The organism is Symbiopectobacterium purcellii (assembly GCF_052050035.1).
Classification (GTDB): Bacteria; Pseudomonadota; Gammaproteobacteria; order Enterobacterales; family Enterobacteriaceae; genus Symbiopectobacterium; species Symbiopectobacterium purcellii_A.
Map to the genome: position 1 here is coordinate 2,359,443 of NZ_CP189882.1, position 12,595 is coordinate 2,372,037.

Annotated in this window: 13 protein-coding genes and 1 riboswitch; of the genes, 6 read left to right on the plus strand and 7 right to left on the minus strand. The window is 55.1% G+C overall.

Annotated elements, in window-relative coordinates:
* The 5 genes from thiS to rsd form a co-directional block, all read right to left on the minus strand.
* On the minus strand, window positions 1-201 hold the full coding sequence (gene thiS, locus ACQGXV_RS16850; protein ID WP_440866994.1) for a sulfur carrier protein ThiS: 201 nt from the start codon (window positions 199-201) through the stop codon (window positions 1-3).
* Entirely contained in the window at window positions 198-965 is a 768-nt protein-coding gene (locus tag ACQGXV_RS16855; RefSeq protein WP_440867466.1) for a HesA/MoeB/ThiF family protein, read from the minus strand. The genes thiS and ACQGXV_RS16855 overlap by 4 nt, the downstream gene beginning before the upstream one ends.
* Window positions 958-1,602 (minus strand): thiamine phosphate synthase, encoded by a 645-nt coding sequence (gene thiE / locus ACQGXV_RS16860; protein ID WP_440866995.1) that lies wholly within the window; start codon window positions 1,600-1,602, stop codon window positions 958-960. Before thiE ends, ACQGXV_RS16855 begins: the two co-directional genes overlap by 8 nt.
* On the minus strand, window positions 1,599-3,557 hold the full coding sequence (gene thiC, locus ACQGXV_RS16865; protein ID WP_440866996.1) for a phosphomethylpyrimidine synthase ThiC: 1,959 nt from the start codon (window positions 3,555-3,557) through the stop codon (window positions 1,599-1,601). Before thiC ends, thiE begins: the two co-directional genes overlap by 4 nt.
* A 128-nt stretch (window positions 3,558-3,685) precedes the next feature.
* A riboswitch (TPP riboswitch) is annotated at window positions 3,686-3,809 on the minus strand.
* Window positions 3,810-3,934: 125 nt separating this feature from the next.
* On the minus strand, window positions 3,935-4,399 hold the full coding sequence (gene rsd / locus ACQGXV_RS16870; protein WP_440866997.1) for a sigma D regulator: 465 nt from the start codon (window positions 4,397-4,399) through the stop codon (window positions 3,935-3,937).
* Window positions 4,400-4,507: 108 nt separating this feature from the next.
* Between rsd and nudC the strand changes: the two genes are divergently transcribed.
* The 6 genes from nudC to ACQGXV_RS16900 all read left to right on the plus strand — a co-directional run bounded on the left by nudC (window position 4,508) and on the right by ACQGXV_RS16900 (window position 9,013).
* Entirely contained in the window at window positions 4,508-5,281 is a 774-nt protein-coding gene (gene nudC / locus ACQGXV_RS16875) for an NAD(+) diphosphatase (RefSeq protein WP_440866998.1), read from the plus strand.
* 81 nt (window positions 5,282-5,362) lie between these two features.
* On the plus strand, window positions 5,363-6,427 hold the full coding sequence (gene hemE / locus ACQGXV_RS16880) for a uroporphyrinogen decarboxylase (protein ID WP_440866999.1): 1,065 nt from the start codon (window positions 5,363-5,365) through the stop codon (window positions 6,425-6,427).
* A gap of 38 nt (window positions 6,428-6,465) precedes the next feature.
* Window positions 6,466-7,143: a deoxyribonuclease V gene (nfi, locus tag ACQGXV_RS16885; RefSeq protein ID WP_440867467.1), complete on the plus strand. Its 678-nt coding sequence runs from the start codon at window positions 6,466-6,468 to the stop codon at window positions 7,141-7,143.
* A gap of 95 nt (window positions 7,144-7,238) precedes the next feature.
* Window positions 7,239-7,829: a YjaG family protein gene (locus tag ACQGXV_RS16890; RefSeq protein WP_440867000.1), complete on the plus strand. Its 591-nt coding sequence runs from the start codon at window positions 7,239-7,241 to the stop codon at window positions 7,827-7,829.
* Between the two features lie 187 nt (window positions 7,830-8,016).
* A complete protein-coding gene (hupA, locus tag ACQGXV_RS16895) occupies window positions 8,017-8,289 on the plus strand; it encodes a nucleoid-associated protein HU-alpha (protein ID WP_440867001.1) in 273 nt (90 codons plus the stop codon).
* Between the two features lie 73 nt (window positions 8,290-8,362).
* Window positions 8,363-9,013, plus strand: coding sequence for a DUF1481 domain-containing protein (locus ACQGXV_RS16900; protein ID WP_440867002.1), 651 nt, complete (start codon window positions 8,363-8,365; stop codon window positions 9,011-9,013).
* Window positions 9,014-9,086: 73 nt separating this feature from the next.
* Here ACQGXV_RS16900 and purD read toward each other — a convergent pair whose 3' ends face one another.
* A complete protein-coding gene (gene purD, locus ACQGXV_RS16905; protein WP_440867468.1) occupies window positions 9,087-10,376 on the minus strand; it encodes a phosphoribosylamine--glycine ligase in 1,290 nt (429 codons plus the stop codon).
* 17 nt (window positions 10,377-10,393) lie between these two features.
* A complete protein-coding gene (purH, locus tag ACQGXV_RS16910; RefSeq protein WP_440867003.1) occupies window positions 10,394-11,983 on the minus strand; it encodes a bifunctional phosphoribosylaminoimidazolecarboxamide formyltransferase/IMP cyclohydrolase in 1,590 nt (529 codons plus the stop codon).
* Between the last annotated feature and the right edge of the window lie 612 nt (window positions 11,984-12,595).

Here is a 12,595-nt window from a genome sequence, read left to right on the forward strand (position 1 = left end):
TCAACCCCCTGCGATAGCCTGAAAAAGAAGAATATCGTCGCCTGAGCGAATGGGCCGTGTCGCCCATTCGTCACGCGGCACAATGGTCTGGTTGATCGCCAGCGCCGTACCGGGCTGTAAGCGATCCAACCCCGCCAGCAGCGTTTCCACCATAATGCCCTCATCGCATTCCATAGGGGTGTAGTTCAGCGTGATGTTCATGCTGCGATATCCTTACAGACCGGGCAGCACGCCGAGCGGCTTAACTGAAAGGTTTGCCAGCTCTGTTGCTTGCCATCAAACAGGCGCAGCTTGCCGCTGAGTGCCGACGGCAACCCCGCCAGTAGCTTGATGGCCTCCAGCGCCTGAAGCGTGCCGATGACCCCGACCACCGGGCCGAGTACACCCGCGGTGCGGCAGTTGCGCTGCGTTTCTGTCGCGTCTGGATAGAGACAGGCGTAACAGCCGTGCGGGTAGGGGGGCGTTAGCACCAGTAATTGTCCACTAAAGCCAACCGCACTGCCGCTGACCAGCGGCGTTTGCTGCTGAACGCAAGCGGCGTTCACCGCGTGGCGCGTGGTCATATTGTCACTGCAATCCAGCACCAGATCGGCCTGTTGAACCGCGTGCTGTAAGGCTGTTCCTGCTAAACGCTCGCTGAGCGTTATCACCTCGGTTAACGGATTGAGCGCCACGAGTTGCTGCTTGGCGAGCGTAGCCTTGGGGCGAGAAATATCCTGCGTGCGATAGAGGATTTGCCGTTGTAGATTGGAAATATGCAGTTGGTCGTCATCGGCGATCGTCAAGGTGCCGACCCCTGCGGCAGCGAGATAGAGCGCGGCGGGCGCGCCTAACCCACCCATGCCGACCAGCAGCACGCGGGATTTTTTCAGCCTTTCTTGTCCTTCCGGGCCGATATCTTCCAGCAGCAATTGACGGCTGTAGCGTAAGAACTCTTGATCGCTCAGTGTCGGATCGTTAAGCATCATAAACCTCCTGATGTTCAATCAGGCTGAGCAGGGTGGCGGTGGCCTGACGCCAGTCGGTGGCCTGCGTGATCGCGCTGACGACCGCAATACTGCCGACACCGGTTGCCAGCACGCTTGGCACGCGGTCAATACTGATGCCGCCGATGGCCACGGTAGGGAAACGCCCTTGCAGCGCATCAATATGGCGCTTCAGTTCACTCACGCCCTGCGGGGCAGAGGGCATCTCTTTGGTCTGTGTCGGGAAGATATGCCCGAGGGCGATATAAGACGGTGTGAGCGCTACGGCGCGTGCCAGTTCCGCGTCATCATGGGTTGAAATTCCCAAACGTAGGCCCGCATTGCGGATTGCCTCCAGATCGGCGCTGTCCAGATCTTCCTGACCCAGGTGCACGCCGTATGCCCGATGCTTGACGGCCAGTTGCCAAAAATCGTTAATAAACACGCGAGCCTGATAATCCTGCCCGAGCGCGATGGCTTGCATGATCGCGGTCTCGGCTTGTTCTGCGGTGCTGTTCTTAATGCGTAACTGGATGGTTTTTACGCCCACACTGAGCAGGCGCTCGAACCAGGTCACGCTGTCGACCACCGGATAAAGCCCGAGCTGGGGCGCGGTCGCGGGAAATGCCGGATTCATTTCGCATCCTCCCCGAGCAGCGTCGTGGCACTGTGGTAGAGCTCGCTGCCGCGCGCTCGGAACTGGGCGGACATCTCTGCCATGCCGACTTCAATCGGCTGCGCTTCCACGGCGGGGGTGGGGTTTTTCGCCGCGTATTCACGCACTTCCTGCGAAATTTTCATCGAGCAGAATTTGGGGCCGCACATGGAGCAGAAGTGTGCAACTTTGCCGGATTCTTGCGGCAGGGTTTCATCGTGATAGGCGCGGGCGGTTGTCGGGTCGAGCGCCAGATTAAACTGGTCTTCCCAACGAAACTCAAAGCGCGCTTTGGACATGGCGTTATCGCGGATCTGTGCACCGGGGTGCCCTTTCGCCAAATCAGCAGCATGCGCGGCGATCTTGTAGGTAATAAGCCCCTGCTTCACATCCTCTTTGTTGGGCAGCCCAAGGTGTTCTTTCGGCGTAACGTAGCAGAGCATGGCGCAACCGAACCAGCCAATCATCGCGGCCCCGATACCGGAGGTGAAGTGGTCATAACCGGGAGCGATATCGGTGGTCAGCGGCCCCAATGTATAGAACGGCGCTTCGTGGCAGTGCTCCAACTCTTCGGTCATGTTGCGGCGAATCATCTGCATCGGCACATGCCCCGGTCCTTCAATCATCACTTGCACGTCATACTGCCAAGCGATTTTGGTCAACTCACCCAGCGTATGCAGCTCGGCAAACTGCGCCTGATCGTTGGCATCCTGAATGGAACCGGGGCGCAAGCCATCGCCCAGCGATAGGGCAACATCGTAGGCCGCACAAATCTCGCAGATTTCACGGAAGTTGACGTAGAGGAAGTTCTCCTGATGGTGCGACAGGCACCACTTCGCCATGATGGAGCCGCCGCGCGATACGATGCCGGTCAGGCGCTGTGCCGTCATCGGCACATAGCGCAGCAGCACTCCCGCGTGAATGGTGAAGTAATCAACCCCTTGCTCTGCTTGCTCAAGCATCGTATCGCGGAACATTTCCCACGTGAGGTTTTCCGCGACACCATTGACCTTCTCCAGTGCCTGATAAATAGGAACGGTGCCAATCGGCACCGGGCTGTTGCGCAGTATCCACTCGCGGGTTTCGTGAATATATCGTCCTGTGGAGAGATCCATCACCGTATCGGCCCCCCACAGCGTGGACCAGACCAGTTTTTCCACCTCTTCCTCGATGGACGAGGTAACCGCCGAGTTGCCGATGTTAGCGTTTACCTTGACCAGAAAATTGCGCCCGATAATCATCGGTTCAGATTCGGGGTGATTGATGTTGGACGGGATGATGGCACGGCCTGCGGCGACTTCCTGGCGCACAAATTCCTGGGTGATGTTGTCCGGTAGGATTGCGCCAAAGCTTTGCCCCGGATGCTGGTGGCGCAGCACTTCGCTGCGAATGCGCTCGCGTCCCATGTTTTCGCGGATGGCGATAAACTCCATTTCTGGCGTGATGAGCCCTTGGCGCGCATAGTGCAACTGCGTGACGCACTTGCCTGATTGGGCGCGTTTGGGTTGCGGCAACTGTTCAAAGCGCAGGTGATCCAACCCGGCATCCGCCAATCGCTGCTGGGTAAAACGGGAACTGACGCCGGAAAGCGGCGCGGTGTCGTTACGTTCTGCAATCCAGTCAGCACGCAGTTTGGCCAGTCCGGTACGCACGTCCGGCCGCGCATCGGGATCGCCATATGGCCCCGCGGTGTCATACACCGGCACGGCTTCGTTAGGTTCATAGCGGGGGTTGTCTTTGTCGCCCCCCAACAGCGTAGAGCTAAGGGCAATTTCCCGCATCGGCACCCGGATATCACTGCGCGACCCGGTAAGGTAGATGCGCGTGGAGTTAGGGAAGGCGATGCCGCGCAGGTTATGAATAAACGCCTCGGCGGCTTCGCGCTTTTCGCGACGGCCAGACGGTGTTTTAGGTGTTGTGGCGGGTGATTGAGACATAGCATGTTCCTGATTATGGTTAAGGAAAAATGCTTGTCTGGAGCTCGCAGGGAGTAATTATGGTTGCCTTGGCCCGATTTTACGCGCGATGTCGGTAACAACATGGCGGTGACAACGGTGACAAAACAGAATGGATTACTCTTGTTCCCTTCGCAGGTTTTAACCTGATCAGGTTCCGCGGATCCCGAATAAACGGTCTCAGCCTGCGGTTTATGTAAGACATAAACACGCTAGGCACTCCGACAAGATACGCCTGATAGTCAGCACTGCGGCTGCTTACCAGGCAATAACCCCATTCTCATGAATGAGATTAATAAAACGCTAACACTTTAGGACGTCTGAGAGACACTGTCAAAATGTAAGGTGGGGCGATGGCGTTATTCTTTATCAATGACCAGACGAATCAGTCGATCTTCCAATGCAAAGCGTTCCGCCATGGCCTCGCCGACGCTTGACAGCGCTTGCTGAAACTCAATGCAGTTATCGTGATAGATAGCGGTCGCCAGACTGCTGTCGTAGAAATCCATAATGAATTGTGTGTTGGCCTGCAACGCCAGTGCCAGACGGTGCGTTTGCGCCAGCGTTTGATCGCTCAGTGCGACCGCCTCTTGCAAGATGCGCTCATAGACATGGAAATGGCAGGCGGAAAGATAGTCCACAAGGTTGTGGCAAAAATCATCCAAGGCCTGCTCATCGAGCGGGGTGTATTTATCTTTGTTTGACTTAATGCCGACCAGATGGTAATAGGCAACCAGAAGTTGCTTACGCGCTTGTAGCCATTGGTCGATTAACGCATTATTGCCACCAACGTACTCAGTCAGACTTTGTAATTGGTTTAACATTGTTGACTCCGTGCATTGATAAGAAAGAACAATCGGTGACGATGAGATTCTGCCATATCCCTGACAGTTAAAATGCCAGTAAAGTGTCTGTGGAGCAATAGAAAAGATATGGAACAAACATTAAAAGGTGATGAGCATGGATGGTGGGTGGTCAGCCATGAGGGTCAAGTGTGGCTGCCTGAAGGAAAACTCCCGCATGGCACGGCGGCACAGTGCGAATTGGAAGGCATTGTTGGGTGCCAGATAGGGGAGTGGCAGGGAGAATGCGTGTGGCTGGTCAGCCACCAGAAAACGTCGCAAATGGATTCCGTGCGCCAACTGCTGGATGAAGACCTGGCACTGTTTCAACTGGCCGGTCGCGGTGTACAACTGGCTGAGTTTTATCGTTCGCACCAGTTTTGCGGCTATTGCGGTCAGAAAATGGTGCACAGCAAAACGGAACTGGCTTGCTTGTGCCGGCACTGCAAAGAGCGTTACTACCCGCAAATCGCCCCGTGCGTGATCGTGGCGATCCGGCGTGGCGATGAGATCTTGCTGGCGCAGCATCAGCGTCACCGCGGCAATATGTATACCGTGCTGGCGGGGTTCGTGGAAGTGGGCGAAACGCTCGAACAGGCGGTTGCCCGCGAAGTGATGGAAGAGAGCAATATTCGTATTAAAAATCTGCGCTACATCAGCTCGCAGCCGTGGCCGTTCCCGCATTCGCTGATGATGGCGTTTATGGCGGAGTATGCCGACGGCGACCTGCGCCACGATCCCAAAGAACTCCGCGATGCGGGCTGGTTCCGCTACGATCAACTGCCGATTCTCCCGCCGCCGGGTACGGTCGCGCGACGTTTGATTGAAGACACTGTGGTACTGTGCCGCGATGGGCAGGAATAGCGCCGTCGGCGTGTTACACTGCGCGCCAATCGTTTCGTTATCGCGTTTTGACTCTCTATCAGGATCACAAAAGGACATCGCATGCCAGACCTGAAAAATGATCGCTATCTGCGTGCGCTACTGCGCCAGCCCGTTGATGTTACGCCGGTATGGATGATGCGCCAGGCTGGCCGCTATCTGCCAGAGTACAAAGCAACGCGCTCACATGCGGGTGATTTTATGTCGCTGTGCAAAAATCCAGAGCTGGCTTGCGAAGTCACGCTGCAACCGCTGCGGCGCTATGCGCTGGATGCCGCCATCCTGTTTTCCGATATTCTCACCGTGCCGGATGCCATGGGATTAGGGCTCTATTTCGAAACCGGGGAAGGGCCGCGTTTTACCCATCCGGCTCGAACCGCTGCGGATGTGGCGCGCTTGCCGATTCCCGATCCTGAGCAGGAACTGGGCTATGTGATGGATGCGGTTCGCACCATTCGCCGCGAACTGGCGGGTGCCGTGCCACTGATCGGTTTTTCCGGTAGCCCTTGGACGCTGGCAACCTATATGGTGGAAGGCGGCAGCAGTAAAGCGTTTACGGTTATCAAGAAAATTCTGTTTGCTGAGCCACAGACGCTCCACTTGCTGTTGGATAAGCTGGCTGACAGCGTGATTCTGTATTTGAATGCGCAGATCAAGGCCGGTGCTCAATCGGTGATGATTTTCGACACCTGGGGCGGCGCGCTGAGCGGGCGCGACTACCGTGAGTTTTCACTGCATTACATGCACAAAATTGTGGATGGCCTGCTGCGTGAGCATGAGGGGCGGCGCGTGCCGGTAACGCTGTTTACCAAAGGTGGCGGCCAGTGGCTGGAGGCGATGGCCGCAACAGGGTGCGATGCGTTGGGTCTGGATTGGACCACGGATATCCGTGAGGCGCGGGCGCGGGTTGGGGACAATGTGGCGCTGCAAGGCAATATGGACCCATCAATGCTCTATGCACCGCCAGCGCGTATCGAGCAAGAAGTTGAGACGATTTTGACCGCGTTCGGTCAGGGGAATGGCCACGTGTTCAATTTGGGGCATGGGATTCATCAGGATGTGCCACCGGAACATGCCGGCGCCTTTGTGGATGCGGTGCATCGCTTGTCGCGTCCGTTCCATCAATAATCGTCATAATCAGGATTGTACGCGCGTTAAGGAGTAGGCTGATGGATACGCAAGCATCGAAGGCGGAGCAGAAACGGCGGGCGCAGGAAATCGTGCATGTTGACAGCCTGCCCTTTGTCGAGCCTACGTTTATTGGCGGGGCTGATGTCGGGTTCGAACAAGAGGGCGCGGTGACGCGAGCGGCGATTGCGATATTGCACTACCCTTCACTTCAGTTGGTTGAGTTCCAGATTGCCCGTATCCCGACGGTAATGCACTATGTGCCGGGGTTGCTCTCTTTTCGTGAGTGTCCTGGCCTGTTGGCCGCGTGGGAAAAGTTGTTGCAGAAGCCTGATTTGCTGTTTGTTGACGGTCACGGCATTTCACACCCCAGGCGGTTGGGCGTTGCCAGCCATTTTGGGTTATTGGTGAATGTTCCAACCATTGGCGTGGCTAAAAAACGGCTGTGTGGTCAGAGTGCCCCACTTTCTGAAGCGCTCGGCAGCCAAAGCGCGCTGATGGACCATGGCGAACAGATTGGCTGGGTGTGGCGTAGTAAGGCACGCTGTAATCCGCTGTTTATCTCAACCGGTCATCGGGTGAGCCTGAACAGCTCACTGATGTGGGTAAAACGCTGCCAGCAGGGCTATCGTTTACCCGAACCTACGCGTTGGGCGGACGCCGTTGCCTCACAGCGGCCAGCCTTTCAACGCTGGCTGCGTGAAAATCCGCAATAACGCAGGCGAGGTGCGGTAAGTTTAAGAATTCAGGCATAGGGCAAGGCAAAATTTTCAGGTACACTGCCTGCCATTAAAAATAATGAGCGTCGACGATGTTACGTAATCCGATTCACCTGCGGCTGGAGAAGCTGGAAAGCTGGCAGCATGTGACTTTTATGGCTTGCCTTTGCGAGCGCATGTATCCGAACTATTATGAATTCTGCCGCCAGACCGAGTTTGGTGATGCGCAGCTGTATCGACGCATCCTCGATCTGGTGTGGGAAGTGCTGGTGGTGAAAGAGGCCAAAGTTAATTTCGACAGCCAGTTGGAGAAATGGGAAGACGCTATTCCCTCCGCGGATGATTACGATTTATACGGTGTCTATCCGGCCATTGACGCGTGCATTGCATTGGGTGAACTGATTCATTCGCAACTGAGTGGTGCCACGCTCGAGCATGCGATTGCTATTAGCGAAACCTCCATTCGCACGGTAGCGATGCTGGAAATGACGCAAGCTGGCCGTGAAATGACGGACGAAGAACTCTACACGTTGCCCTCTATCGAAGAAGAATGGGATATTCAGTGGGAGATTTTTCGGTTGCTGGCGGCGTGTGAAGAGCGTGATTTGGAATTGATTAAAGGGCTGCGCGCCGACCTGCTGGAAGCAGGGAGCAGCAATATTGGCATAAATTTAGGCCAATAAGGCGATAAAACGTGATTTAAGGCCCTAAATGACAAGTTGAAGGGCTTCACATCCGCCCCCTGTCTGGTCTACATTTGGGGGGCGTAAAAAAAAGTGGCTGTCGGTGCGTGTATGCAGGAGAGTGCTTTTGAGCATATCCGTCGCACTCGATGCTAAGCAAGCGATAAACACACTGTAAGGATAACTTATGAATAAGACTCAACTGATTGATGTGATTGCAGACAAAGCTGACCTGTCCAAGGCTCAGGCTAAAACAGCGTTAGAAGCCACTCTGGCCGCGGTAACTGAGTCTCTGAAAGCAGGCGATGCAGTACAATTAGTGGGTTTTGGTACGTTTAAAGTGAACCATCGTAACGAGCGCACTGGCCGCAACCCGCAAACGGGTAAAGAACTCAAAATTGCTGCGGCGAATGTCCCGGCATTTGTTGCGGGCAAAGCACTGAAAGACGCTGTTAAATAAGCGAATGCCAGTGAAGGATTCAAGCAAAGGGGCGTTAGCGCCCCTTTTGCTTTTGTGCCGCAGGTTGGGTTCGGTGGCTATTGCCGGATTGATAACCGCCTGTTCCAGCCACTCGCCACCGCCAACGACCTTCGCCACCGGCTATGTCGGCGATCGCGCGGTGGTGCGTGTGTGGCGCAAAGATGATAGCCAACAGCACAGCACGCAGTTAGTGACGCTCTCCAATTCGTTGCAGGATGATAACCTGTGGCCCGATCGTCACGGGGTAGAAACGCGCTACCTGTTTGTTCAGGACCACCTGCGTGAAATAAAACGCAGTTTTCGCGGCGCCCATCCGGAAAGTCTCCATCTTCGATTTGCCGATGACGGCACGGTGAGCTTTATGCAACGGCAACTCGACGATAGGCGTGAAAGAGTTTCTGAAGATGAGATTGCGCTGTTTCAGTTTGATGCCAAGCGGGTGCTAGAACTTAGCGAGGTGTTACGTACTGGCAGTGTGAAATTGCGTCAGGGGCTGCTACAGGGCAATCGCGTACTCACCTGTGATGGGCAGAACGTCAGCCCTGATTTTGATAGGCTCTCGCTGAGATGGATAGCGGAACAGCGGCAGCACCGCCCAGAGGTCACGCAGCGCGTGGCGTGGTTAGATGCCCCTGCGGGAACGCAACTGCTGCTGGTGGCTGAGGAAGATTTGTGCCAGTGGAAGCCGTTTCTCAGCGAATAGTGAAGACGGTGGACAACCTGAGGCGTATCAATAAAAAAGCCGGATCGCTCCGGCTTTTTTGTCTTGGCAGTGCTTACTGATTCTGCTCGCGAGCAATGGCGCGATAGCCGATGTCGTTGCGGTAGAAACCGCCGTTCCAGCGGATATCTTTGGCAACCTCATACGCTTTCTGCTGCGCCAGTGCGACAGTGCTACCCAAGGCGGTCACGCACAGTACGCGTCCACCGCTGGTGACGACGTCATCGCCACGCAGTGCGGTGCCAGCCTGAAACACCTTGCTGTCTTCCGCTTCTTCTTGCGGTAATCCACTGATGACATCGCCGGAAGCGTAGTCGCCGGGGTAACCGCCTGCCGCGATCACCACGCCTAACGCGGGGCGCTCATCCCAGACAGACGTTGTCTGATCCAGTTTGCCTTCACAGGCTGCCAGACACATCTCCACCAGATCCGAGCGCAGGCGCATCATGATCGGTTGCGTTTCCGGATCGCCAAAGCGGCAGTTAAATTCGATCACCTTAGGCTGGCCCGCGCCATCGATCATCAACCCGGCATACAGAAAACCGGTATAGGTATTGCCTTCCGCCTTCATGCCGCGCACTGTTGGCCAAATCACCTGATCCATCACGCGCTGGTGAATCTCATCGGTCACCACCGGGGCAGGAGAGTATGCGCCCATACCGCCCGTGTTCGGACCGTTGTCTTTATCGCCAACCCGTTTGTGGTCCTGGCTGGTGGCCATAGGCAATACGTTATCGCCGTCGACCATGACGATAAAGCTGGCCTCTTCACCTTCCAGAAACTCTTCGATGACGATACGGTGCCCGGCATCGCCAAACGCATTGCCTGCCAGCATATCCTGAACCGCACTTTCCGCTTCTTCCTGCGTCATGGCAACGATAACGCCTTTGCCCGCCGCCAGACCGTCAGCCTTCACAACGATAGGCGCGCCGTGCTTGCGCACATAAGCCAGCGCAGGCTCAACCTCGGTGAAATTCTGATAGAACGCGGTGGGGATCTGCTGACGCGCCAGGAAATCTTTGGTAAAGGCCTTGGAGCCTTCCAACTGTGCAGCTGCCTGCGTCGGGCCAAAAATCGTCAGACCCGCGGCGCGGAAAGCATCAACCACGCCAATCACCAGCGGTGCTTCCGGACCGACGATGGTTAAACCAATCTGTTTTTCCTGGGCAAAAGCAACCAGCGCCGGAATATCGGTAGCGGAGATCGCCACGTTTTGCAGCGCAGGTTCGCGTGCCGTACCCGCATTACCGGGCGCGACATACACATTATCTGCCAGCGGCGACTGGGCGGCTTTCCACGCCAGCGCGTGTTCGCGCCCGCCATTACCAATGATTAAAATGTTCATCTGTGTCATATCCTGAATTAGTGGCGGAAATGGCGCATGTCGGTGAAAATCATGGCAATGCCGTGTTCGTTAGCGGCGGTGATAACTTCGTCATCACGAATGGAACCCCCCGGCTGAATCACACAGGTAATGCCAACGGCGGAGGCGGCATCGATACCGTCACGGAACGGGAAGAATGCATCGGAAGCCATCACGGAGCCTTCAACCTGCAATCCTTCATCGCCGGCTTTAATTCCCGCGATTTTAGCGGAATAGACGCGGCTCATTTGTCCTGCTCCGATGCCGACAGTCATATTATCATGGGCATAGACGATGGCATTGGATTTGACGAACTTCGCGACTTTCCAGCAGAACAGTGCATCGCGCAGTTCGGTTGCTGTCGGTTGACGTTCAGTGACAACGCGCAGTTGACTCGCATCAACCATGCCCAGATCGCGGTCCTGCACCAGCAGGCCACCGTTGACGCGTTTGAAATCCAACCCGGAAACGCGTTGCTGCCACTGACCGCAAGTGAGGACACGCACGTTCTGTTTTGCCGCTGTCACCTTCAATGCTGCTGCGCTGGCTGAGGGGGCGATGATCACTTCCACAAACTGGCGGCTGATGATCGCTTGCGCGGTGGCTTCGTCCAATTCGCGGTTGAACGCGATGATGCCGCCAAATGCAGATGTGGGGTCGGTTTTGTAGGCGCGCTCGTAGGCCGCCAGAATCGACTCGCCAATAGCAACGCCACAGGGGTTGGCGTGTTTCACGATAACGCAGGCCGGTTCGGCGAACTCTTTTACGCACTCCAGCGCCGCATCGGTGTCGGCAATATTGTTATAAGACAGCGCTTTGCCCTGCAACTGTTCTGCTGTCGCAACAGAGGCCTCTTTCAACGTTTCTTCAACATAGAAGGCGGCCTGCTGATGGCTGTTCTCGCCGTAACGCATGTCCTTCTTCTTGATGAAGTTTAGGTTCAGCGTGCGCGGGAAGTGGCCGGCGGGCTTATCGGTCTCACCGTGGTAAGGAGGAACCATTGTGCCAAAGTAGTTGGCAATCATGCTGTCGTAGGCCGCGGTGTGTTCAAAGGCTTTGATCGCCAGGTTGAAGCGGGTTTCCAACGTCAGAGCGTGCGCATTGGCATCCATTTCATTGATGATGTCAGTGTAGTCACTGCTTTTTACTACGATAGCGACATCTTTATGGTTCTTGGCCGCGGAGCGCACCATTGTTGGACCGCCAATATCGATATTTTCGACGGTATCAGCCAGTGAGCAATCGGGGCGAGCTACCGTTTGCGCGAAAGGATACAGGTTTACCACCACCATATCGATGGGGCTGATGTCATGTTCTGCCATGATAGCGTCATCCGTGCCGCGACGACCCAGGATCCCACCGTGTACTTTCGGGTGCAGGGTTTTAACGCGACCATCCATCATCTCTGGGAAGCCCGTGTAGTCGGACACTTCAGTGACGGGTAAGCCCGCATCAGCCAACAGGCGGGCAGTACCGCCAGTGGAAAGCAGCTCCACGCCACGTTGAGAAAGCGCCTGAGCAAATTCGACAATACCGGCTTTGTCAGAAACGCTGAGTAAAGCGCGGCGGATAGGACGAGGTTGTGACATGGTGATGTATCCCTTGGCTTTGGATAGGCATAAAAGAACAGTATATGAATGCAGTTTTGCTGTTTTTATCCTTTATCTGGATAAAACCGCATTCCTATTCTGTTCTTGTGCGGTAATTTTGCGCGGGGGAATTGTAGCGAAAACGTTTGCGTGATGCTCGTCTAATTTTAGGGAGAATCTCATTTGTGGATAACATTGTGCAAAAGTGGGTATAAAGCGGGGTTTTGCTGTGGAATTCAGCAAACAGTCAATTTTATTCAAAATACCTATTGCAGGCTGCGCGGAAATCCCTATAATGCGCCTCCACTGACACGGCAACAGCGACACGCGGTTGTGGTAACAGTAAGAAGTAAAACAGGAAAGCCGAACGCGAAATTGAAAAATTAACGTTGACTTTTCAGCGGTGCAGCGTAGTATTACGCCTCCCGCGCCACGGTAGATGTGGCAACGCTCTTTAACAATTAATCAGACAATCTGTGTGGGCACTCACAGGACTTTATCGTAAAGCCTACAGGCTTAAAAAATAAAAGTCTTGAAGAGTGAACAACAGTTAATTCATTACGAACTAACAGTAATAATTCTTTGAGCATCGCTTCTCTTGCAGAAGCAAAT